The organism is Aeromonas sp. 55A (assembly GCF_051919665.1).
Classification (GTDB): domain Bacteria; phylum Pseudomonadota; class Gammaproteobacteria; order Enterobacterales; family Aeromonadaceae; genus Aeromonas; species Aeromonas veronii.
The window spans coordinates 195,174-217,570 of the sequence record NZ_JBQBEH010000008.1 but is presented as its reverse complement, the minus strand read 5'-3'; the positions used below and the strand labels follow the sequence as shown (position 1 = coordinate 217,570).

Sequence of the window (22,397 nt, the reverse complement as noted above, 5' to 3'; positions counted from 1 at the left end):
TGATATCCACCATGGTTGCCACGGGGTCAAGTGGGTAAACTCGTTGGCAATCTCTGGCGTGCTCACCCGTATGGGTGCAAACAATCGCCTCTTTTCGTTTTCCATGCGCCCTTGGCGCAAACTGACTCTTATTGGAACCCTTTCCATGGCTATCAAGAAAAACGAACTCTACTCCTCCCTGTGGGCCAGTTGCGATGAACTGCGTGGCGGCATGGATGCCTCCCAGTACAAGGACTATGTGCTGACCCTGCTGTTTGTGAAGTACGTTTCCGACAAGGCCAAGGGTAACCCCTACGCCATGATTGAGGTGCCGCACGGGGCGAGTTTTAGTGACATGGTGGCGCTCAAGGGGACCGCGAATATCGGCGAGGCGATCAACCTCACCATCTCGGCGCTGGCCGAAGCTAATGATCTTAAGGGCGTTATCGACATCGCCGACTTCAACGATGAGGATAAGCTGGGCAAGGGTAAGGAGATGATCGACCGCCTGACCAAGCTGATCGGCATCTTTGAGGGGCTGGATCTCTCTGCCAATCGCACCGAGGGCGATGATCTGTTAGGCGATGCCTACGAATACCTGATGCGCCACTTCGCCACCGAATCAGGCAAGTCCAAGGGGCAGTTCTATACCCCGGCCGAGGTGTCGCGCATTCTGGCCAAGGTGATCGGCATCAGTCGCCAGACGCCGCAAGATGCCACCGTCTACGACCCCACCTGCGGCTCCGGCTCCTTGCTGCTCAAGGCCAGTGACGAGGCGGGCCCCAAGGGGCTCACCATCTACGGTCAGGAGATGGATAACGCCACCAGCGCACTGGCGCGCATGAACATGATCCTGCACGACAACCCGACCGCCAAGATCTGGAAGGGCAATACCCTGGCCGCGCCCCAGTGGAAGGAGGGCAACAACCAGCTCAAGTGCTTCGACTTTGCCGTCGCCAACCCGCCCTTCTCCAACAAGAACTGGACCAGCGGCCTGGATGCCGAGCACGATGAGTTTGGCCGCTTTGTCTGGGGCGTACCGCCGGAGAAAAATGGCGATTACGCCTTCTTGCTGCACATCATCAAGAGCCTCAACAGTCGCGGCAAGGGGGCTGTGATCCTGCCCCACGGCGTGCTGTTCCGTGGCAATGCCGAGGCGCGCATTCGCGAGAATCTGCTCAAACAAGGCTTTATCAAGGGCATCATCGGCCTGCCTGCCAACCTCTTCTACGGCACCGGCATTCCGGCCTGCATCATCGTCATCGACAAGGAGACGGCGCACCAGCGCGCCATCCAGGCCAACGGCTACAGCAGCCAGAGCCTGTTTATGATCGATGCCAGTAAAGGCTTTATCAAAGATGGCAACAAGAACCGGCTGCGCGAGCAGGACATCCACAAGATCGTCGATACCTTTACCCGCGAGCAGCTGATCCCCCGTTACAGCCGCGCAGTGCCGCTGTTGGAAATCGCCGCCAACGACTACAACCTGAATATTCCGCGCTATATCGATGCCAGCGAGGCCGAAGATCTGCACGATCTGGCCGCCCACCTTAAAGGCGGCATTCCCAATCGCGATATCGACGCCCTGGGCGCTTACTGGCAGGTGTTCCCGACCCTGCGGGCCGATCTGTTTGCTCCGGCCCATGCGGGTTATAGCCATGGTCTGGTGGAGGCCGCCAAGGTCAAGGGCACCATACTGGCGCACCCCGAGTTTGTCCGTTTTGCATCTGCTTCGCTCGAACCCTTCTCGCGCTGGTTTACCGAGTGCCATCTGGCGGAGATTGAGCAGGGTGAGTCGCCCAAGGCATTGATCGAAGAGATCAGCGAATCGCTGCTCGCCGCCTATGCGCCGCTGCCGCTGCTGGATAACTACGATATCTACCAACTGCTGCTGGACTACTGGCATGCCGTGATGCAGGACGATGTTTATGTGCTCTCCCAGGATGGCTGGGCGGCGGGCAAGGTGCTGCGCGAGCTTAAAGTCGACAAGGGCGAAAAGCTTAAAGAGACGCCGGATCTGGTGCTGGGCAAGAGCAAATACAAGGCCGAGCTACTGCCACCGGCGCTGCTGGTGGCCCGTTTCTTTAGCGATAAGCAGGCCGACATCGACGCCCTGCAGGCCGCCGCGGATGAGGCCAACCAATCCTTGGAAAGCTATCTGGAAGAGCAGGGCGGCGAGGAGGGGCTGCTAAGTGACGCTGCCAACGACGCAGGGAAGATCAACGCCGCCAGCCTGAAGGCGCGGCTCAAGCAAGCCAGTGATGCCGAGGAAAAGGCGGCGCTAAAAACCGCCATCAAGCGGTTCGAAGCCGAAAGCCAGGCTAAAAAGGCGGTAAAAGAAGCGCAAGAGGCGCTGGATCGGGCGGTGGTGGCCCGTTACCCCAAGCTGACTGAGAGTGAGATCAAGCAACTGCTGGTGGAGGATAAGTGGCGCGCCAGCTTGCAGGCCGCCATCGAGGCGGAGATTGAGCGCATCACCCAGCAGCTGGCCAACCGCGTCAAGGAGTTGGAGGAGCGCTACCGCGCCACCCTGCCGCAACTGACCCAGCAGGTCGCAGATCTGGAGGCCAAGGTGGCCGCGCATCTCAAAAGCATGGGGCTGGAGTGGGCATAATGACAGAGCAGATGATGCAAGAGACAGCAGGCAAGGCGATCCCGGCGGGTTATAAGCAAACGGAAGTGGGGGTTATTCCGGAGGATTGGGATGTTTTTTTAATTGATAATTGTGCGGTAAAGGTTGGCAGTGGAAAAACTCCAACTGGAGGTTCTTCTGTATATGTTGATAGTGGGAGACCATTTGTTAGAAGCCAAAATGTCGGATGGGGGAAACTCGATTTATCTGATGTTGCATATATAACGGAGACTGTTCACTCTACTTTTCTTGGTTCAGAAATCAAACGTGATGATGTACTACTAAATATAACTGGAGCATCAATCGGGCGCTGTGCAAAAGCAGATATTCAAGTCATCGGTGGCAATGTAAACCAGCACGTCTGCATAATCAGAGTCGACGGTTCTAAATTTGTTCCAGTTGTTTTGGTTGAGCTTATTAATTCAAGTGTTGGTCAAAATCAAATCGATAGCTTTCAAGCTGGTGGTAATAGGGAGGGATTGAACTTTGCTCAAGTAAGGCAGTTGAAATTTGCATTACCTCTTACGGTTGTAGAACAAACCGCCATTGCCAATGTGCTGTCGGATAGTGATGCGCTGATCGATGCGCTGGAGCAGCTGATCGCCAAGAAACAGGCCATCAAGAGCGCCACCATGCAGCAACTGCTGACCGGCCGCACCCGTCTGCCCGCCTTCGCCCTGCGCCCCGATGGTACTCAAAAGGGCTATAAACTCAGCGAACTGGGAGATATTCCGGAGGATTGGGAGGTTGTGTCACTTGGAGATGCGAGCCAATTTATTAATGGTCGAGCTTACGCTTTACACGAATGGGAATCGTCCGGAGTACCCGTCATTAGATTGCAAAATCTGACTGGGAGGGGAGATGAATATTATTATTCAAATTTGCAACTTCCAGAAAGGCAGTATTGCGATTTTGGAGACCTTCTATTTATGTGGTCGGCAACTTTTGGACCCGTAATATGGAAAGGAAGCAAGGCTATTTATCATTATCACATTTGGAAAGTTGAATGTAAGAGTGGCAATAATAAAGCATTCTTGTTCTATTTGCTGGGTGATATGACCGAGAGGTTAAAGAATAGTTCTTCGAGTGGCGGCACAATGTTGCATGTCACAAAGGAGAAAATGGAGTCAACAAAATCCATTTTCCCATCGATTGAAGAACAAACCGCCATCGCAACTATTTTATCCGATATGGATAACGAGCTGCAGGCGTTGACCCAGAAGCTGGAAAAGGCCCGCGCCCTGAAGCAAGGCATGATGCAGCAACTGCTGACCGGCAAAATTCGCCTGCCGCTGGCGGCGGGGGCATAGACGGGGGCATAAGTGCAGCCCAACCGGATGACCGCCTCTGCCGCGAGCCTGGCCACCGGAGCCACCCAGCGCCGGATTTGCTTGACTGTTGCGTGACTGGGGCGTTGTTAATTGGCGCGATAGATGTTTATCTATCTGAAAAGAAAGAGATACTTTTATTGTGAGTTGTTTGATGGCGTGCACAGCGGCCACCCGCATACGAAAAGCGGGTGGGGTCATCGTTGGCGTGTTTATCAAGCGCTGGGTATCGCAGGAGCTAGCCACCCATGGCCTATGACTATAGCCAGAGCCTGAATCCGCAGAAGGCGCTGATATTCCGGATCGTGCATCGGGATAACCTGGAATGGATCCTGACCCATGGCCTGTGGGCGGGGAATGGTCAGCAGCAAAACCCGCACTGGGTGCATATCGGGCTGCCGGAGCTGATTGCCAAGCGCGCGCCATCCAGTGCCGCTGGCCCCTTACGGCGTGTTGAATGACTATGTGCCCTTCTACTTCACGCCGTTTTCTCCCATGCTCAGCAATATTCACTCAGGGCGCGGTGTTCCCCAGCGTGAAAATGATGAAATCTTGATCCTGGTTTCCAGCCTGCATCGCATGGCTGAATTGGGGCTGCCGTTTGTATTTACCGATAGCCATGCCTATTACCAGTGGGCCAATTTCTATGTCGACCTTGGCGATCTGGGGCGTATTGACTGGCCACTGCTGCAGCGCCGTGATTTCAAGCGTGATGCGGAAGATTTGAGCAAGCTGGAACGCTATCAGGCCGAGGCCTTGATCCATCAACATTGCCCCATCGAGGCGTTGCTGGGCGTGGTGTGTTACAACGAAGAGATAAAGAACCGCGTGGAACAATGCATGAATCGGGTCGGGGTCGCGCGCCCCGTCTATGTCCGTGATGGGTGGTATTTCAGATGATTCGATATACAACAGGCAATCTGCTGGATGCTCCGGTGGAAGCGCTGGTGAATACCGTCAACACCGTCGGTGTCATGGGCAAGGGGATCGCCTTGATGTTCAAGGAGCGGTTCCCGGCCAATATGCGCGCCTATGCCGAGGCGTGCAAACAGGGTGATGTCGTCACCGGCAAGATGTTTATTACCCAGACGGGTGAGCTGCTGGGGCCGCGCTGGATCGTGAATTTTCCGACCAAACAGCACTGGCGCAATCCGGCACAGATGGCGTGGATCCAGGATGGTTTGCAGGATCTGCGGGCCTGGTTACAGGCGCAGCAGGTCTCTTCGATTGCCATTCCGCCGCTGGGGGCTGGCAACGGTGGTCTGCCTTGGCCAGAGGTCAAACAGGCGATTGAAACGGCACTGGGCGATCTGGATATCGATATCCTGCTCTATGAGCCCAGTAGCCAATACCAAAATGTGGCCAAGCGCGGCGGGGTGGCGGAGCTGACTCCGGCTCGGGCCTTGATTGCTGAACTGGTACGTCGCTACTGGTTTTTAGGGATGGAGTGCAGCTTGCTGGAAATCCAGAAGCTGGCCTGGTTTCTGGCTCGGGTCATTGGCCGCAACCCGCTGGGGGATCCGCTGCAGTTGCAGTTTAAGGCCCATCGTTATGGCCCTTATGCCAACAATCTGACCCATCTGCTCAATGCGATGGACGGCAGTTATCTGCAGTCCGACAAGCGCATTCCGGATAGCAAGCCGTTTGATGTCATCTGGTTTAATGAGGCCAAAAAACAAGAGCTTGCCGTTTATCTCCATACCGAGGCCAAAGCATTTTTACCGATACTGGAGCAGACGACCGCGTTAATCGACGGTTTTGAGTCGCCCTATGGCATGGAGTTATTGGCCACGGTCGATTGGTTGATAGCCGAAGAGGGCTGTGCGCCGACGCTGAGCGCGCTGCGAGAGGGGTTGCATCGCTGGCCAGCGGGAACCCCGTGGGGTGAGCGCAAGGCGCGGCTGTTTGATGATCGCAGTCTGCAGATCGCCTTGACCCGTTTGCAGCAGGGATTGGTGTAACGAAGTGGGTGTAACAAATAAGAGCGGCTGCGCGGTTGTCGCGGCGGCTTGAGAGAATAACAGGGATAGAGAGCATGATTTCAGTCGGCCAACGGGAGCGGGCAACCCAGAACCGCGTCATCAAGTTATTTCAAGCGGAGCTGGGCTATCGCTATCTGGGGGATTGGCATACACGGGAGAACAACCGGAATGTCGAGCCGGAACTGCTGACCGCCTGGCTGGCGGGGCGTGGTGTGGACGCGGCGCTTATCCCCAAGGTGCTAAGGCAACTGGATCGGGCGGCAAGCCTGGGCGAAGGGCGCATCCTCTATGACGCCAACAAGGAGGTCTATCGCCTGCTGCGTTATGGCGTGAAGGAAAAAGTAGGGGCAGGCGAGCAGAACCAAACCGTCTGGCTGATCGACTGGGCCAATCCGCAGGCCAACGACTTTGCCATTGCCGAAGAGGTGACGGTCAAAGGCGAGCATAAGAAACGGCCGGATCTGGTGCTCTATGTCAACGGCATTGCCCTTGGCGTCATTGAACTCAAGCGATCTACCGTCTCTGTCTCCGAAGGTATCCACCAGAACCTGGATAACCAGAAGAAGGATTTTATCCGTAACTTCTTCACCACCATGCAGCTGGTGATGGCGGGCAACGACACCCAAGGGGTGCGCTACGGCACTATCGAAACCCACGAGAAATACTATCTGGAGTGGAAAGAGCCAGCCGATCCAATCCATTCCGACCATGTCGATCTGCCGGGTGCCAATCTGCTGGACCAGCATCTGACGCAGTTGTGCAGTAAGGCGCGCTTTCTGGAGCTGATCCACGACTTTATCGTGTTTGATGCGGGCACCAAGAAAACCTGCCGCCATAACCAGTATTTCGGCATCCGTGCCGCCAAGGCTTATATCCGCCGCCGGGATGGCGGCATCATCTGGCACACCCAAGGCAGCGGCAAGAGCCTGACCATGGTCTGGCTGGCCAAGTGGATCCGCGAAAATGTGACCGACAGCCGGGTGCTTATCATCACCGACCGTACCGAACTCGATGAGCAGATCGAGAAGGTATTCAGTGGGGTGGAGGAGGAGATCCTGCGCACCAAAAGCGGTGCCGATCTGGTGACCCGTCTGCATGCCCATAACCCTTGGCTTATCTGCTCGCTGGTACACAAGTTCGGTCGCACGCCAGAAGGCGAGTCGGATGACGAAGATGATGGCAGCTCGGATGATTTTATTGCTGATATGCGCCGCAGTTTGCCCTCGGACTTCAGCCCCAAGGGGCAGCTGTTTGTGTTTGTCGATGAGTGCCACCGCACTCAGTCCGGCAAGCTGCATGGGGCTATGAAGAGCCTGTTGCCAGAGGCGCTGTTTATCGGTTTTACCGGCACACCGCTGATGAAGCAGGACAAAAAAAAGTCCATCGAGGTCTTTGGCCCCTACATTCACACCTACAAGTTCAACGAGGCGGTGAGTGATGGCGTGGTGCTGGATCTGCGCTACGAGGCGCGGGATATCGATCAGCGGGTCAAATCCCAGAAGAAAGTGGATGAGTGGTTCGATACCAAGACCAAGGATCTCTCGCGGCTGGGCAAGCAGCAGCTTAAACAGAAGTGGGCCTCCATGCAGAAGCTGCTCTCCAGTCGTTCGCGGCTGGAGCAGATAGTGGCCGATATTCTGCTCGACTTCGAGCGCAAGCCCCGGCTGGCCGATGGTCGTGGCAATGCCATGCTGGTCTGCGCCAGCGTCTATCAAGCCTGCAAAAGTTACGAGATGTTCAGCCAGGCCGGTTTTGCTGGCAAGTGCGCCATCGTCACCAGTTACCAACCCAATGCCAGCGAGATCAAGGGCGAGGAGACGGGCGAGGGGCTGACGGAGAAGCTGGCCAAGTACAACATCTATCGCAAGATGCTGGCCGACTATTTCGAGCAGCCGGAGGATGAGGCGGCTAAGCGGGTCGAAGAGTTTGAAAAACTGGTCAAGCAGCGTTTTATCAAAGAGCCGGGCCAGATGCGGCTGCTCATTGTCGTGGATAAGCTGCTGACCGGTTTTGATGCCCCCTCTGCCACCTACCTCTATATCGACAAGAAGATGGCTGATCACAACCTGTTCCAAGCCATCTGTCGGGTGAATCGGCTGGATGGTGACGACAAGGAGTACGGCTACATCATCGATTACAAAGACCTGTTCAAGTCGCTGGAGAAGACGGTCAACGACTATACGGCCGAGGCCTTCGCGGGTTATGACAAGGAGGATGTGGCCGGGCTGCTCAAGGATCGACTGGCCCAGGCCAAAGAGGATCTGGATAACGCTCTGGAAGCCGTTCGTGCCTTGTGTGAGCCGGTGAAGGCGCCCAAGTCGCAACTCGATTATCAGCATTATTTCTGTTGTGAGCCGGGAGCCGATGAAGAGACGTTGAGCGAGAAAGAGGCATTGCGGCTGACCCTCTATCAGTTGGTGGCCAAGTTGATCCGCGCCTTTACCAATCTGGCGGGTGAGCTGGAGGAGGCGGGTTACAGCGCCTCGCAGGCCGCCTCGATCAAGCAGGAGGTCGAACACTTCGCCAAGGTCCGGGATGAGATCAAGCTGGCCAGTGGTGATCTGGTGGACATGAAGCAGTTCGAGCCGGGCATGCGCCAGATGCTGGATCTGTGGGTGGATGCCGACCCCAGCGAGACGCTGATGGACTTTGAGGAGCTGGGGCTGCTGGAGCTCATTATCCAGCGCGGCCCCGAGGCGCTGGATGGGTTGCCCAAGGAGATGCGCGACAATCAGGAGTCGATGGCCGAGGCGATTGAAAACAACGTGCGCCGGACCATCGTCGATGAGAACCCGGTCAACCCCAAATACTACGAGAGGATGTCGGTGCTGCTCGATGAGCTGATCGATCTGCGCCGCCAGCAGGCCATCTCCTATCAGGAGTATCTGGAAAAGGTCCGCGAGCTGGCCAAGCAGGTGAAATATCCACAGAGCCATAGCCAGAGCGCCTACCCAGAGAGCATAGACACGGCAGCCAAACGGGCACTCTATGACAATCTGGGCAAGGATGAGCTGCTGGTGGCCAGGATTGATACCGCCGTGCGTTATACCAAGAAGGCCGATTGGTATGGCGATCGCTTCAAGGAGCGGGAGATCGCGTTTGCCATTGCCGAAGAAACCAAGGGATACGATGTGACCGTTGCCGAGGTGATGGAGCTGGTGAAAGCGCAGCAGGAGTACCACTGATGCCCCTGATCACCATTGGTGAGCTCACGCTGGAGTTGCAGCATAAGGGGATCAAGAACCTGCACATCAATGTGCTGCCCCCTGATGGTCGCGTGCGCGTCTCGGCCCCGGCGTCGCTGTCACAGACGGCCATCAGAATGGCCGTGGTCAGACGCTTGCCGTGGATCCGGCAGCAACAGGCCCACTTTCAGGCGCAGCCACGTCAGAGCGAGCGCCAGATGTGCAGCGGCGAGACGCACTACCTTTGGGGACGGGGCTATCGATTGGAGGTGATCCCGGTTGAGGGAGCGCACAGCGTCAAGCTACAAGGGGGGTGGATCCGGATGCGGGTTCCCGCTCATTATGACGCCGCGAAGCGAGAAGCCTTGCTACTGGGCTGGTATCGCCAATTGCTGCGCCAGCGGTTGCCGATATTGATTGCCAAGTGGCAGGCCTTGCTCAACGTCACCCCTTCGTTTGTCGGTATCAAACGGATGAAGACCATGTGGGGGAGCTGCAAAACAGATACATCCCGCATCTGGATCAACCTCGAATTAGTCAAGAAGCCCCCCGAATGCCTGGAATTTATTGTGGTGCACGAGCTGGTTCACCTGTTAGAGCGCAAACATAACCAGCGATTTATCACACTGATGGATACCCATCTGCCCAACTGGCGCGAGCATCGCGAGAAGCTCAACAAGATGCCGCTGGCGTTTAACCGGTGGGGGTATTAGGGAAGAGTAGTTAGGTAAGTTTGTGGTATGGTGCCGGCAAAACCAGATCCTGATTACCCATGATTAGCAGTCAGTTACCACGAACTATACTGATCTTACGTACAGTTATCGAGGTGCGAGATCATGGCCAAAAGCAAAATCCAATTAACAATGGCATGCAGCGGACGGTGCTGCCGCACCACCGCTGATGCCAAGCGTTAGCGGATAGGAGAACTACCCATGCTCGTCGATTGGCTCATTTACGGACTGCTCGTGTTTGGTGCGGCAAAGCTACTGAACGTGACTGCATTTAAGCAGAAGTCGGCGTCTCGCCTGGCTGCATGGTCGTTGACCATTTTGATGTTTATTGTGAGTGTGGTCGCGCTATCGGTCCTGAAGGTGCTCAGGTATCAGGCCATTTCCGATAGCGTCGGCGTGCCGATCAGTCCACAAAACCCACTCGATATGGGGGGCGCATTTGTATTTGCTTGGCTGTTTTTCTCATTTCTTAATAGACAAGAGAAAAAGCAACCGCCTAGCGCAGGAGGGGAGCAATGAGAGTGAATATCAAACATCTATTTCTTGCCGCGTTTATTGCCTTAACGCTGCTTGCACATTCAGCATTCGCGCAAGACACTTCATTTCGTAGTGTTCAGTTGGCCTACGGCATCTCACTCGATGTTCCATCTCATTGGACGGTATTGTCTCTGGAAAATCGCAAAAATCTCGGCGCTGCTGGCCAAGCAATGACTGATAATGCCGGCATCGAAGGATCAAGTGGTCGAAAAGAATCCTTACTGGCGATGAATGCTACGCCTAATCCAACCGGTGCGATGATTCGTGTAAGTGTCACGTCCCCCCCTGATTACACACAATCCGATCTTGCAGCAGCTACCCCCGCAGACCTCCAAGAGGTTGGAACTGAAATGTTAAAAATGTTCAGGCAACTTGAGGCGTCTGGCGGCCCAAAGATAATTGAGATGCAGCCTGTCCGCATTGAGCGGCTCAATAATTACCGAGTGCTCGTAATGCCTTACATTCGCGCGGGGGTTAATGGGCCTTCTCCTTGGCAAGTGACGCAATACAAGATTCCTGTTTCCAATCGTCTTATTGAAATAACCTTGTCGCACAGGCAGTCGGATGCGATTGTATGGCGCCCGATACTTGAGCGAGTCAAACGCTCGATTAAATTCTGATGTATTCCGCTAAGGAAGGTGCGAATAAGTCATATGGCACGAGAGCATTTACTGGTAACCCATTGATATTAAATGACTAAAATTTTCATTTTTTGTTCGTGGGATACTTGTTCGCACTTTCCCTGATTGACGGCCATGATGATCCTTGGTGCTCAACTGCAATGTCACCCCCACGGTAGGGAGGGCAGTGTTCATATTCGATTGGGCACAATGGTAAACCATTGATGCAGCAAGACACGATACCCAATGTTTCAGAATCAGAACGGTGTGTAGAGGACGCAGCTACAAAGCAGTACAAAATCAAAAAACTGTGATTTATTTCAAAAAAATAAAGCCACCCTGTGTGGATGGCTTGAGGTTGATTACAGCTCTCCCCGCTCTGCCAGCGACACCACACCCTCTGTACCGACGACCAGATGATCCAAAATCCGGATATCCACCAGTGCCAGGGCATTCTGTAGGCGCAGGGTGATCTCGATATCTGCCCGGCTGGGTTCCGGGTATCCCGACGGGTGGTTATGCACCAATATCAGGGCGGCAGCATTGTAGTGCAGTGCCCGCTTGACCACATCGCGGGGGTAGACGGTTGCAGCGGACAGGGTGCCAAGGAACAGCTCTTCATAGGCCAAGATCCGATGCTGGTTATCAAGGAACAGTGCAGCAAACACTTCGCGATCTCGTGTTTGCAGCAGTCCTTGCAGGGCTTGATGGGCCAAGTGTTTATCGGTAATAGCTTCTCCCTTGGCCAGTTTCTGCCGGGCAACAGCTTGGGCGATGGTGAGCAGGTCATCGTCGGTGACAAGGTCAGTCACCCGGTAGGTGCCGGGGATCTCCCCGGCGGTGAGTTTTTGATGCAACATGATTAGGCTCCATACGCCATCGCCCCACCGCATTGGACGCGGCAGGGTCGGCGAGGTGTTTGGTTAATAGGTTACTCAATGGGATGTAACAACAGGATTGGCTGGCGGCGTTCAGGCCGCCAAGGTGTGCGGGGTGTAGTCGTGCAGTGGAATGTGGTAACTGGTCGCGATCAGGTTGCCTAAGTGGGCTAGCCAGCGGCGATCCGGGTGATCGCACAGCCATTGCGCCAGTGCATCGCCCCGTTCGTTTTCATAGCGCAGATAGAGGGCATAACCGTCCACCGCCTGGCCTTGGTCATGCACCACTTCAATCTGACCATCGTGTTCAAGATAAGCCTCCAGCTCGATAGCGATCATGGTATTAATCATCCTTATTCTCCTGTTGCTCAATGGGGTCACTCTCTACCCGATAGCCGCGATGGATGCAGATGCGCTGCAGGTCAGTCAGGAAGCTTGCAAGCACGCGAGGCTGATCGGTGAGTGAGACTGGCCCTGCTTGGCAACGCCAGAAACAACTGCGCTTGGGGTCAATGCAGATCTCATCCCTCGGCTGGCTCATGGTGTGCCAGTCCCCAGCATTGGTGAGAGAGAGCAGTTGCCACCGCACGCCAGACCAGCGCACTTGTAAGGTGACTGTGCTGGCTTGTGGGCTATCCGGTGTCAGGTGCAGCAGCCAGCGCTGGCCACTGCGGGTGGGGGTTAGCTTGGCGTTGGCGGCGATTTGTCCCAACCATTGACGTGAGTAGTGGGAGAGCGCTAATTCTTGGCTCATCGTGACCTCCTAATCCCCTGCGACCGTGACGCTGAAGCATTCCAACCGGCAGTAGGCAATGAAGTTGCTTTGCCAGATATCGAACAACTCCCGCGCTTCGGCCAGCCGCAGCGGTCCCCAGCCCAACATGGTGTGTTCCCCATCGAGGAAGTTGAAATCGAGCTCTTTGCAGAGCTCAGCATCCTGGGCGAGCCCTTGGTAGCTGAAGTCGGTGACGTAATCGAACAGCCAGCCATCGAGCCCGCGGATCAGGCGGATCTCGACCGGGTGCACGCCGCCTTGCTCGGCGCTGTAGCCGGGATTGCGAAAGTTGAAGGTCAGTTGGGTTAAGCGCTCAAGATTGAGCTCGGTTTTAGCGACTTCCTGGTTGAGCAGAATCAGCAATGCTTGGTCAACGGGCAGGGCAAAGCCGTCCCGGAAAAAGGGAATGGTCATGGAGTTCTCCGAATAAAGGGTTGGGACTAGCGCAGTCGCCAGGGTATTAGCCAGGTTGTCAGCTTGTTCGTCAGCGGTGTGAGTAGTGCGGGGAACGTAGGCACGGTGGTGCGGATCGGCGGCAGGGGCGTTTGTGCAAGCGTGATGGCTAGCAAGACGGTACTCCACGCCTGGTCTACCTGCTCACTGTGGTGCACACCCTGGATACACCAGGTCACGAAGTGCTCGCAGTTGTTGAACTGCAGGTTGTAGGCCCGCTCTCCCAGCCGTTGATACGCTCGCGCCAGGCTTTCGCTCGGACTGTAGTAACGGTGGCTGTATTCACGCCGGTAGCAGTCGCTATTGCCTGTAAATATCTCCAACGATGAAACAATAATCCGCCCTGTCACCGGGCCTTCACTCGAGAAAGGCCCGGTATAGTGGATGACTTGGTTATTGCCCGCGTAGAGGCCGTGATGGTCGTAGCCCCATCGGCTTACGACCAGATGGTCACCAGGTTGCATGTCTACTCCTTTTAGAAAACAAAAAGCCCGGTACGAGACCCAATGCTGTTCACTTAAGAGAATTTGAGTTCCAGTCCACGTAGTATCAGGACAAAAAGCGAGGGAGGCATGATGCCTCCCTCTTTCTATTGCAAGCCTCGCTGGATAAAGGCTGGAGGAAGAGCGACTGGACACAGCCTTGTCCCCCCAACTCAAATCTAATTTATGAATAATCAGTCAATAAAGTGCTTATCTGAACAGCATTGCGGTACGAGACCGGGCATAGCGAAGTGGAGTGGGCTCACTCGAAGGTGTAACCGGCATCTCCCCGGTCGGTATGAATAACCACCTCCAATACTCGGCACAGCGGTGTTGACTTGAGGGTGAACCGAGCTTGCTGTCCAAAGTTCATCGCAACAGGGAACACTTGCTTGATGTACTCTGGTTTTAACCGGTCTTTACTGGCGAGACAGGTGCTCCATTTCACACGACCGCTGACACAATCATCACTCGGCACTTCCCGAACCAGCTGACACTGGCCACGGTTGATGGTGATGTCTTTAATCGTGACAGGGTCATTACGAGACACAATCTGCAGTACGCCCTGTTGTGCGCGCAGTTCAAAGTTCAAGGGGGCGGCGGCTGGCTCAGGCTCTGGAGCCGGAAAGGCACAACCAAAGGCCGCGTCCGTAGCGGCAGTTAGCGTCTCTTGTACACCCGCGACCGGCAGCTCAACGGTGCGGCCATCCTGGGTGATGGCTTGCAGCGACTTGGCTGAGCGCAGCGCGGCCCACATGTCATAGAACGCCTTACTGTCATTCCCTGCCACCATGCCGGATAGCGGGGGATAGGTATGGCCATCGATGCGTAGCCAAACGGTTTCAGTCGGTGCTTGGCCTGCTTGGTTGAGTTCGATGCGGCTAAGCTGGCCCATCCGGCACGATAGATAGAGATAGGTCGCGTCATCGACCGTTGCTGAGTACTCCGTTACCCCCTGACCCCAGCCATCGTTCCAGCGGCCATGGTCTCCAAACGCCAGCACGGCGGGCGTTAGCAGCAAGCCCAGTAGAGCTATTATCCATTGATGCATCCCACACTCCTTACACGGCATAGCCGAGGATATTGTTCATAAAGCCCTGAAAGGCGAAAAAGCCAATCAGTGCCCCGATGGCCTGCGGCCCCATAAGCCAAAACACTTTGGCCTTGAAGGTCTCGACTGCGCCGCTGGTCGAGATCCAGTCCGGGTGGGTAAAGCGGCGAAACCACTCCCCGATACACATGCCAACACCGGTAAAAAGCGTGCCGAACACGAAGGTGGCGGTCAGCCCCCAAAATCCAAGCCAGGGAGCTTTGCCGGTCCAGGCGATGTTGATGGTCAGGGCCAGAAAAAGCAGGCCCGCGATAGCAAAGTAACGTTTCATGATGTCTCCTTATGGATAAAAATGACTTTTCATTTCCCGTTGTCATGCGGTGGTTGCACAGCGGGAAATGAGGGTTGTGGAGTATTGGGTGATGGATTTCCTTTCGTTCTGAAATTCCCTGCCAAAGCACCAATGTCAACCTGATCGGTTGATCCTCACCCTTCAGGGTTCTTCATGTCAATGGGTCTATATCCAACCATAGAGGTTGGTTGGAGGACTTATGACAGATATCAACTTTGAGCAGTTAGCCAAGAACGTGGGCAAGGCTATTGGGCGTCAGCGTAACCAGGCCGGGTTTACCCAGGAGCAGGTGGCTGAACACCTCAATATCGGGATGGAGGCCGTCTCTCGAATGGAGCGGGGAATTGTGGTGCCGACCGTGGTGCGGCTGGCGGAGCTCGCTCAACTGTTTGGTTGTGAGCTAGCCGACTTTCTGCGTGAGACCAGTAACCGCCCGACCGAGCAGGGCATTGTGCTGAGCCAGCAATTGGCCCGGCTTGATGATGCCGACCGAACCCTGTTGCTGGAAACAGTGGAGCGGTTGGTAGATCGGTTGGCTCGTCCCCGCTGATCACCCGCCAGTTACTGGAGGAGGGGATGGGGTCCCTTTTCCCAATTTGTTGGTGAGCGGACTCCTTCTTGGTTGCGGCCTCTGTGACGTTTTGGTTGCTTGGCTTTGCGGTGCGTTAAGCGAGGTAGTCGCCACTGCATCAGCGTTACCATTCGCTGTCTCGTCGCTGTTAGCTTCGGGATAGAACTCCTCCAGCAGCATCGGCACCTCTTCATCGATATCCTCAAACTGGCCGTTACGCAGCAACTCGCGCGCGGCCTGCTCCATCTGGTCGATGGCGAGTCCCGCCTCTTGGTCACGCTGGGCGGCCTCGTGTGCCTGTCTGATTGCCTCGGTCAGGTTGGTCTCTTCCCGCAAGGTCAAATCCACGTAGTAGACCGGTGTGCGGTAGGACTGGGTGGTGCTTTTGGCTCGCAACCGCAGGGTGAGCGGCAAATAACGGGTGTGACCACCGCTCACGGCCTCCAGGTATTTCAGTCGAGCCGACAGAGTGCGCACCGAGTTGTAGCCGGTGGTTCGGAAGATAAAGCTGCCCAGCTCATCCCCTTGCCCCTCCACAAACAGGTTCAGTCGCCCGTACAGCTTGCAGCCCTGTTGCCCGGCAAAGGCGCAGCGCTCTGGTCCAGAGCAGCTGACCTCCTCCATGCCTTGTCCCCCCACACGTCTTGCCACCTCCCCATTCCCGACACAGAGCGGCCTGCCGGTTTGTCGGTCAAACGCGCTGTATTCCGCCCGCAGATTCAGGTCGCTATCGTTGAACAGCACCCGCACCGGAATGGCGCGGATCTTGGTCTGCTCCTGTCCTTGGCCACTCTTTTGCGATGAGTAGTGTTGGTGCAGGGGATGGAGCAACCATCCCCCCTTTTGTTGTACCTGGGTGGTGAGGGTGAAGCTGTCGTCCTTCTCCGGCACCCACTTATCCTGTTTTTGCACCAGCTTGCCGATACAGATCCGTCCGATCACGGGCGGAGTAATCGCCAGTCCTTTGATCATGGTGTTTGCCTCAAGGGTTGAATGGTGAAACGGCGCACGCCGGGCACCGGTTTGACGTAACGGGTGAGCAAGTCGGGATGATCCTGCCCGAGCTTTTCGAGATCCGGTGCCAGCCGGTCTTTGCTGCGCTTCCAGGTGATCTTGCCATCGGCAAACAGCCCGGCTGTCGCTTCACCCAAGGTCGCTTGCAGCCGCTGTTTGAGTTGAGACTCTTGTTGCTCGACAGCTTCCTTTTGCTGACGCAAGCGCAGTAGCTCCCCAAACAGCTGGTTGAACTCGGAAGAATCGGAGAGATCCACCGTCTGGCCATCGTCACGGGGGAAGAGCCAGCTCAGAGCATTGGCAGCATCACTGGAGCCGTCAGGTTCAGGCTGCTGATCTTGTTGCACCATCTGCCAGAACTGCGCTTCCCGTTCGGTGAGATCCTGGATCTTCTCTTCGTCACGCTCGATGCGGTAAATCCGAAAATCCTGGCCGCCGATCAGCACAGCCACTTCGGCCCAGGCATGGCCGGTGACGGCCAGTTGATGGAGTACCTGACACTGGTAAGCCACCGGCACCCCTTCTTCCCACTGGGGGGCGCTGTGATAGCTGGCGGTCTTGATCTCCAGAATGCCCGGCCCATCGGGGTGGCCCACTACCTCCCGATCGAGGTTGGCGAGCATGAAGGGTTGTTCGGGGTGTTGCAGCACAGCATTGACCCGGCGTACCTTGTAGCCGGTGCGTTTGGCATAGACCTGTGCCAGCACAGGTTCGAGCTCGATGCCCCACAGCACCGCTTCCTTGTGGGAGATATCCTCCGGCTCCTTGCGACCGGTCTTCTCCAACCACAGGCTGAGCGGGCATTTGTAGGGGGAGAGCCCCACTGCCACGGCGGCATCGGAGGAGCCAATGCCGAGTTTGCGGATAGCGAGCCACTGCTCGCGGGTTAATTGGGTAGTGGAGGCCAGCCGCAGGGCTTGGCCGTATTTGGTTTTTGCTTTCATGACTATTCCTTGTTAACGGCATAAACGCCAACGCCCGGATTGGCTTGCGCTAGTCCGGGGGAGGTCGTTATGCGGCTTAGATAGGGAAGAGGAATTACTGCAGCAGGGTAAGAGCTTGATTCAAGGCTTGGGATTTGAGTTGGGCGCCCTGACCAAACCAGGCGGAATCGAGCCGGTGATCCTGGCTGCGGGCACGGCGGTGGTGATCCACGTATTCGGTGACCGCATTGACCAACCCCCAGGCGGTATTGCGGGAGCTGGCAAGCTCTGAGCCCATACCCGCGCCCTGATAGAGCTCATGCAGCCGTTGTACCGGCTTGGTGAGAATGATGCTCTCCTCATCCAGCGGTTGCGCCAGCAGGTCGCTGAAAAAGCGCAGTGCCTCTTCGGGGGCGACGGGCCGTTGTGCCAGCGCCTTAGTCTGTGCCTTGAACTCATCCCAATGAGAGAGTCCGAGCCCAAGCGACTCTTTGACGGCAGCAGCATCGAACTGAGTGGAGTGGGGCACCTTGATGGCACCGGTAGCGCCGCGCAGTGCCATCTGCAGGGTGTTGTTGCAGACTACTCGCAGCGAGGTGAACTGCGCCGTGGTGCAGAGCGTGCCGTCGCAACTGGTCGCCAGCAGCAGATAGGACTTTACCAAGTCATTGCCTTTGAGTTTTAGGTCTTGGCCGGTCTTAGCGAGTGCCCACAGCTTGCGGCCACCTTTGAGCGAGCCTGCTGTTTCCAGCTCAAAGCCACCGGCTTCCACTAGGTCTTGATAGAAGTGCAGCACCTCATGAGGCTGTACCACGTTGTAGCGACTTGAGACCACCGACAGGGGGGCAAGGGTATCAGAGCGATAAAGTACCTTGCTGTCGCTGTAGGGGCGGATATGTAGTGCATCGGAGGCGACGTTAAACATCACGTCGCTCTGCTCGATGGTCCAATCCATCCCGGCTGCCTGTAGCCAGATATCGAGAGATTGTTGCGGGGGCAAAACATTGCCAAGGCCATGCCAGGGGGTTTGGCCGGTGTAGGCCATGGTGTCAATTAAGTGAGCCATATTTCCTCCAGGAATTGTGAAATGCAGACATTCAGCCTACTAACTCATGAAGGTGATATAGGTTTGAAACATCCTGGGATAATATCTAACAGCAGCCTTTAAAGGCTGCTGCCAGGTACATGAGGTGCGGAAAGAGCAGGCGCGAATGATGCGAGTATTGGCGCAATGAAAACACCGTTGGATATACGATGAATGCTAATTTCCTGGTTGTACTCTAATATCGCCAAGGCTGCATTCAATTGTTCCTTTTTACGTAATTTAGAGGGGCCTCTTTGCAGTAGCAAAGTTTTACTGATGACTGGGGTTGGTAACAAATAATGAGGCCTCGCATGCTGAGTAATAAACTTTAGTAAATTATCAACTAGCTGAACTGTCAACTCATTGTAATCTATAGCTTGTTGATATCGGCGCGAGTATTCCATGGTCATTCTGATTGCTGCGTCCAGAACAGTATCAGAAACAGTGTCTTCATCAGATAAAAAAGCATGCATGACACCGGCTAACCGTAACGCATGTTCCGTTGCACGTTGCATAAACTCAGGGGCGTCCAGCACAGCATTAGATGCATTGTAAGCGAGCGTTTGCTCTTTATTCTGCTCGAAATCATACAGCACTGCATTGTTTTTGGCTTTTAATAAACGACGCTCGGAGAGTTGCTTTGAAATAAAGCGCTGATAAGCATCATTTAATATACCCTCCACTCGAGTAAGAAACTTGGTGAGATGAGATGTTTGTGTCGGCTCTATTAAGGGATGGTTGGCGCGGTATAACGGGCGAGGCAATGCAAATAGACAACGAGCAAAAAAGCCACTCTCTCGAGCAGACTCTCCATAACGATGAACATACTTCGCAAAAAGTGAGGGCTGTAACATGAGGTTCATGCTAAATCGATAATCCTTCCCAGCTTGATGTCCGGATGCTACGCGTGTCATTGATATTTCATTTGCATCCCAGAGGTCGTTATAAAAGCTCGGTGTAGAGAAGTTTTTGCTGTTGAGTATTTGTCCTGCTTCATCAGTACTCAAGCAAAGATTACTCCATGGTGCGCACAGCTCTTTCATTAATGCAGATGGTGTGATGTCACTGACCAAGATAGTAGGTGCAGGTATATGTGATGGGGCTCGCTGGTTTAACTCAAAAATTTCACCCTCAATTACCTTAGCGGCAGAGGCATCATCGCTGGCATATGCTTTCCTTAGTTTTAATTTGAGTGCGCCGAGCTTTATCTGATGAATGGTTTTTTCGTGTTCATGTTTTTCTTTTAATTGTTGGTTGCTTTTTAGTTGTGCTTGTTCAAAGCGTTGAAATGGTGCTGAAAATATATTGTCCACTGTACTTTTACGTGTTCCGGAATCAGCTACCGTGACGCAATAAAGTGAGAGAGGAATAGGGGTGTGAGTAAAAGGATGAAGCATATCGGCGGTTGCTTGTACGGCAATAGCCATGGCATTGAGCATGCTGTTGATGATGATGTCATCATCTGCCTGCGTGAGTTGACGTACGTCGATGACAACGTGCTGCAGCTCCTTGGGTAGGAGATTGCACATTGGACTGTTGGTCCGGGGAAAGGGATAAGAGGGCGGTGGTTCGCGACGATGCATGCGAGTAACTCCATTTGTTGATATGTCAAACTCTCATTCTTGCTAATGACTAGCAAGAAACTGGAGCTATCAAGATGGAGTTGTGTGAAATATGTCAAAAATTACGGCGTAGGACAGTGATATGAGAACGCGCCGGGCTCGATGAATGAGACCTGAGTGAGTTCTTGCTGGGCAACGAGCTTACCCAGCGTTATCCATATCACTATCAGGAGTGCAAGACTATGACGAACCATCGACCGGTGCGAGTGCTGCGTTTAAAGGACGTGTTGTACAAGCTCAATATTGCCCGTAGTACGTTGTATGACTGGATGGATGAACGATCTCCCCGTTATGCCCCGACGTTCCCCAAACGAATAAAGATAGGGCAACACAGTGTGGGCTGGTTGGAGTCCGAGATTGATGACTGGATCTTGTCCCGCTTCGCAGCGACTACCGCATGACGTTGGTGCTGGAATATAACTTCAGAGTAAGGCTTGTATTTACTTTCTAAGGAAACATGGCCTGTTGGTTGCAACAAATGTGTATATCGCTGCAATAAGTGACAGGAGGGATTGTCGGTATATGTAATATACCCATCAACAGAACACTCTATGTTACATACCTACCACGGGAATATCAGCCACACTAAGTGGCTGTACAGCCTACGCAGCATTGCTCAGACCTGACTCAATGGGTATGTCCGCTAGGGCAACATACCCTCTGTACTGACGTACTACTGTAATAAATTACATCATCCACTTAATAGATGAGTGGACTTGTACGGCCACTCCTGACCCATCCACAAAATCTACATGCATTAAATCGGCATGGGACTAACCATGCGTGCCGAAAGGAGGCGAGATGAATTCATCATTGGGCTACCAGCTTAGCCCTGAGGAGCTTAATAACCTGCTCGCAGCAGCTGAGCAGCGTTATGGGAGTGTTTCACCTTATTACTTAACCAAGTTGTCACAGGTCATTGCAAACTGCTTGGATATATATCCCCGTGTGTTTGCCGTGCGTGTGGACTTGCGTTTACCACAAGCTAATTGGCCGGAGGAGCCTGATATACCACTGTGTTTTCCTCGGCAGGACTCAGCGGTAATTACACGTTTCTTTGGTGCACTTAAAAGCCAATTAGTGGCGGACCACTACCGTAAAGGCAGACGAGGGCCGACAGCCTTCCCTGCGTATATCTGGGTGCGTGAGCAGGACTCGAGTGCGAGTCAGCATTACCACGTGGTGCTGCTTTTTAATAAAGACATTTATGCGTTCTTGGGAGATTACCATAATGCTGAGAGCGACAATATGGCTATTAGAATACAGCGTGCTTGGTGTAGTGCCCTTGGGCTTACCTACCCGGACTATGCGTCTTTAGTGCATTTTCCGAAGAACCCTGCGTACGTATTTGACCGCCGTGCTGCGACGGTACATTCCCCTGTGTTTCGCGAGTTTTTATTGCGAGCTGCTTATTTAGCGAAGACCAGAACAAAGGTTCCCGGTCAGCGTAATTTTGGTAGTAGTCAACCTTTTTCAAACTAAGGAGTGTAAGATGACGGAAATTAACGAAAATGTAGCAGTCGGTGAAAAGGTGCCGCCGCAGCAGGAACAATATTTAGTTCAAATCGCCAACGACAGCTACACAGAGGAAAGGTTTGAAGTGTATCCGGACCTGGAAAAGATGGACTTCCAGAAACTGTGGCTGAGGGTCATCGATTCGGGCAGACTTCAGCACTCGGTTAGTTTAGAGATTTACTTTGGTGCGGCGTACTTCGAGTACGTTTGTGCAGCAAGCGAATGGATGACAACTTGGTTAAGTCGGCGTATCCAGACCAAAGGGATATTTAGTAAGTTAGATGGCGTACTGTGCCGCGTTAGCTTATCAGGCGAGTGCTCGTTGTTGCGTGTTGTATTTGTATTTGAAGAACAGGTTCGTCTAGCCCCTGAGGTGTTTGCTTATAAAGTGGCTGCTTACTGGCGTGAGTGCGTGATGCGGCGATTTAATTTTTGGAAAGAAATTGAACGGATTCCACTTGAGCCTGGGTTGGGGCCAATAGCCTATCATTGCACCAGCAGTGAGGTAGTACAGTTCGAGCGGTTTGCATGGCTGCTCAGTGGGCACCGGATCTACGGTGATAACACCGCCCAGAAGGAGTATTTCTGCGGTCGTCATACCACAGAGAAAGAACCTAGAGACAACGTATAGGTCCTTGCCGCAGGAGGGAGCCTTGGCTCCCTCCTTTATTCACGTTCTTATG

Annotated in this window: 24 protein-coding genes; 13 read left to right on the top strand and 11 right to left on the bottom strand. The window is 54.3% G+C overall.

Annotated elements, in window-relative coordinates; translation table 11 throughout:
• Window positions 1-145: 145 nt before the first annotated feature.
• From ACTG2G_RS04725 to ACTG2G_RS04685, 9 genes are all read left to right on the top strand, one after another.
• Window positions 146-2,593, top strand: a complete 2,448-nt coding sequence (locus tag ACTG2G_RS04725; protein ID WP_439985228.1) for a type I restriction-modification system subunit M — start codon at window positions 146-148, stop codon at window positions 2,591-2,593.
• On the top strand, window positions 2,593-3,921 hold the full coding sequence (locus ACTG2G_RS04720; RefSeq protein ID WP_439985227.1) for a restriction endonuclease subunit S: 1,329 nt from the start codon (window positions 2,593-2,595) through the stop codon (window positions 3,919-3,921). Before ACTG2G_RS04725 ends, ACTG2G_RS04720 begins: the two co-directional genes overlap by 1 nt.
• Before the next feature lie 266 nt (window positions 3,922-4,187).
• Entirely contained in the window at window positions 4,188-4,400 is a 213-nt protein-coding gene (locus tag ACTG2G_RS04715; RefSeq protein ID WP_439985226.1) for a DarT ssDNA thymidine ADP-ribosyltransferase family protein, read from the top strand.
• Complete coding sequence (darT, locus tag ACTG2G_RS04710; protein ID WP_439985225.1) at window positions 4,369-4,839, top strand: type II toxin-antitoxin system toxin DNA ADP-ribosyl transferase DarT; 471 nt, start codon at window positions 4,369-4,371, stop codon at window positions 4,837-4,839. Before ACTG2G_RS04715 ends, darT begins: the two co-directional genes overlap by 32 nt.
• On the top strand, window positions 4,836-5,900 hold the full coding sequence (gene darG / locus ACTG2G_RS04705) for a type II toxin-antitoxin system antitoxin DNA ADP-ribosyl glycohydrolase DarG (protein ID WP_103828953.1): 1,065 nt from the start codon (window positions 4,836-4,838) through the stop codon (window positions 5,898-5,900). Before darT ends, darG begins: the two co-directional genes overlap by 4 nt.
• A 74-nt stretch (window positions 5,901-5,974) precedes the next feature.
• The gene (locus ACTG2G_RS04700; RefSeq protein WP_234576873.1) at window positions 5,975-9,106 is read left to right on the top strand and encodes a type I restriction endonuclease subunit R; all 3,132 of its coding nucleotides are present in this window, start codon (window positions 5,975-5,977) and stop codon (window positions 9,104-9,106) included.
• Entirely contained in the window at window positions 9,106-9,819 is a 714-nt protein-coding gene (locus tag ACTG2G_RS04695) for a M48 family metallopeptidase (protein WP_181497544.1), read from the top strand. The genes ACTG2G_RS04700 and ACTG2G_RS04695 overlap by 1 nt, the downstream gene beginning before the upstream one ends.
• Before the next feature lie 219 nt (window positions 9,820-10,038).
• A complete protein-coding gene (locus tag ACTG2G_RS04690; RefSeq protein ID WP_039964969.1) occupies window positions 10,039-10,356 on the top strand; it encodes a hypothetical protein in 318 nt (105 codons plus the stop codon).
• On the top strand, window positions 10,353-10,994 hold the full coding sequence (locus ACTG2G_RS04685; protein WP_156157160.1) for a hypothetical protein: 642 nt from the start codon (window positions 10,353-10,355) through the stop codon (window positions 10,992-10,994). The genes ACTG2G_RS04690 and ACTG2G_RS04685 overlap by 4 nt, the downstream gene beginning before the upstream one ends.
• Window positions 10,995-11,356: 362 nt before the next feature.
• Here the strand turns inward: ACTG2G_RS04685 and radC are convergent, their stop codons facing one another.
• The 7 genes from radC to ACTG2G_RS04650 all read right to left on the bottom strand — a co-directional run bounded on the left by radC (window position 11,357) and on the right by ACTG2G_RS04650 (window position 14,964).
• A complete protein-coding gene (radC, locus tag ACTG2G_RS04680; RefSeq protein ID WP_024941038.1) occupies window positions 11,357-11,854 on the bottom strand; it encodes a RadC family protein in 498 nt (165 codons plus the stop codon).
• A gap of 111 nt (window positions 11,855-11,965) precedes the next feature.
• Complete coding sequence (locus ACTG2G_RS04675) at window positions 11,966-12,223, bottom strand: hypothetical protein (RefSeq protein ID WP_103828958.1); 258 nt, start codon at window positions 12,221-12,223, stop codon at window positions 11,966-11,968.
• Window positions 12,216-12,626, bottom strand: coding sequence for a hypothetical protein (locus tag ACTG2G_RS04670; protein WP_201975751.1), 411 nt, complete (start codon window positions 12,624-12,626; stop codon window positions 12,216-12,218). The genes ACTG2G_RS04675 and ACTG2G_RS04670 overlap by 8 nt, the downstream gene beginning before the upstream one ends.
• Before the next feature lie 9 nt (window positions 12,627-12,635).
• Window positions 12,636-13,061: a DUF2787 domain-containing protein gene (locus ACTG2G_RS04665; protein ID WP_439985224.1), complete on the bottom strand. Its 426-nt coding sequence runs from the start codon at window positions 13,059-13,061 to the stop codon at window positions 12,636-12,638.
• Window positions 13,062-13,087: 26 nt separating this feature from the next.
• Complete coding sequence (locus ACTG2G_RS04660) at window positions 13,088-13,564, bottom strand: lecithin retinol acyltransferase family protein (protein ID WP_439985223.1); 477 nt, start codon at window positions 13,562-13,564, stop codon at window positions 13,088-13,090.
• A 280-nt stretch (window positions 13,565-13,844) separates the two neighbouring features.
• Window positions 13,845-14,633, bottom strand: coding sequence for a hypothetical protein (locus ACTG2G_RS04655; RefSeq protein ID WP_053288702.1), 789 nt, complete (start codon window positions 14,631-14,633; stop codon window positions 13,845-13,847).
• A 10-nt stretch (window positions 14,634-14,643) separates the two neighbouring features.
• On the bottom strand, window positions 14,644-14,964 hold the full coding sequence (locus tag ACTG2G_RS04650) for a hypothetical protein (protein ID WP_043133795.1): 321 nt from the start codon (window positions 14,962-14,964) through the stop codon (window positions 14,644-14,646).
• 220 nt (window positions 14,965-15,184) lie between these two features.
• Between ACTG2G_RS04650 and ACTG2G_RS04645 the strand changes: the two genes are divergently transcribed.
• Window positions 15,185-15,535 (top strand): helix-turn-helix domain-containing protein, encoded by a 351-nt coding sequence (locus ACTG2G_RS04645; protein ID WP_043133797.1) that lies wholly within the window; start codon window positions 15,185-15,187, stop codon window positions 15,533-15,535.
• Here ACTG2G_RS04645 and ACTG2G_RS04640 read toward each other — a convergent pair whose 3' ends face one another.
• The 4 genes from ACTG2G_RS04640 to ACTG2G_RS04625 all read right to left on the bottom strand — a co-directional run bounded on the left by ACTG2G_RS04640 (window position 15,536) and on the right by ACTG2G_RS04625 (window position 20,160).
• Complete coding sequence (locus ACTG2G_RS04640; protein ID WP_043133799.1) at window positions 15,536-16,528, bottom strand: recombination directionality factor; 993 nt, start codon at window positions 16,526-16,528, stop codon at window positions 15,536-15,538. It lies immediately after the preceding gene.
• The gene (locus ACTG2G_RS04635; protein WP_043133800.1) at window positions 16,525-17,514 is read right to left on the bottom strand and encodes a YqaJ viral recombinase family nuclease; all 990 of its coding nucleotides are present in this window, start codon (window positions 17,512-17,514) and stop codon (window positions 16,525-16,527) included. The genes ACTG2G_RS04640 and ACTG2G_RS04635 overlap by 4 nt, the downstream gene beginning before the upstream one ends.
• A gap of 94 nt (window positions 17,515-17,608) precedes the next feature.
• Window positions 17,609-18,559, bottom strand: a complete 951-nt coding sequence (locus ACTG2G_RS04630) for a DUF932 domain-containing protein (RefSeq protein WP_043133802.1) — start codon at window positions 18,557-18,559, stop codon at window positions 17,609-17,611.
• 98 nt (window positions 18,560-18,657) lie between these two features.
• On the bottom strand, window positions 18,658-20,160 hold the full coding sequence (locus tag ACTG2G_RS04625) for a DUF3987 domain-containing protein (RefSeq protein ID WP_439985222.1): 1,503 nt from the start codon (window positions 20,158-20,160) through the stop codon (window positions 18,658-18,660).
• Between the two features lie 221 nt (window positions 20,161-20,381).
• Here ACTG2G_RS04625 and ACTG2G_RS04620 point away from each other — a divergent pair, with 221 nt between their 5' ends.
• From ACTG2G_RS04620 to ACTG2G_RS04610, 3 genes are all read left to right on the top strand, one after another.
• Complete coding sequence (locus tag ACTG2G_RS04620) at window positions 20,382-20,600, top strand: helix-turn-helix transcriptional regulator (RefSeq protein WP_128816695.1); 219 nt, start codon at window positions 20,382-20,384, stop codon at window positions 20,598-20,600.
• A 400-nt stretch (window positions 20,601-21,000) separates the two neighbouring features.
• Window positions 21,001-21,681: an inovirus Gp2 family protein gene (locus ACTG2G_RS04615; RefSeq protein ID WP_439985221.1), complete on the top strand. Its 681-nt coding sequence runs from the start codon at window positions 21,001-21,003 to the stop codon at window positions 21,679-21,681.
• Between the two features lie 10 nt (window positions 21,682-21,691).
• Entirely contained in the window at window positions 21,692-22,345 is a 654-nt protein-coding gene (locus ACTG2G_RS04610; RefSeq protein ID WP_128816697.1) for a hypothetical protein, read from the top strand.
• Window positions 22,346-22,397 lie beyond the last annotated feature (52 nt).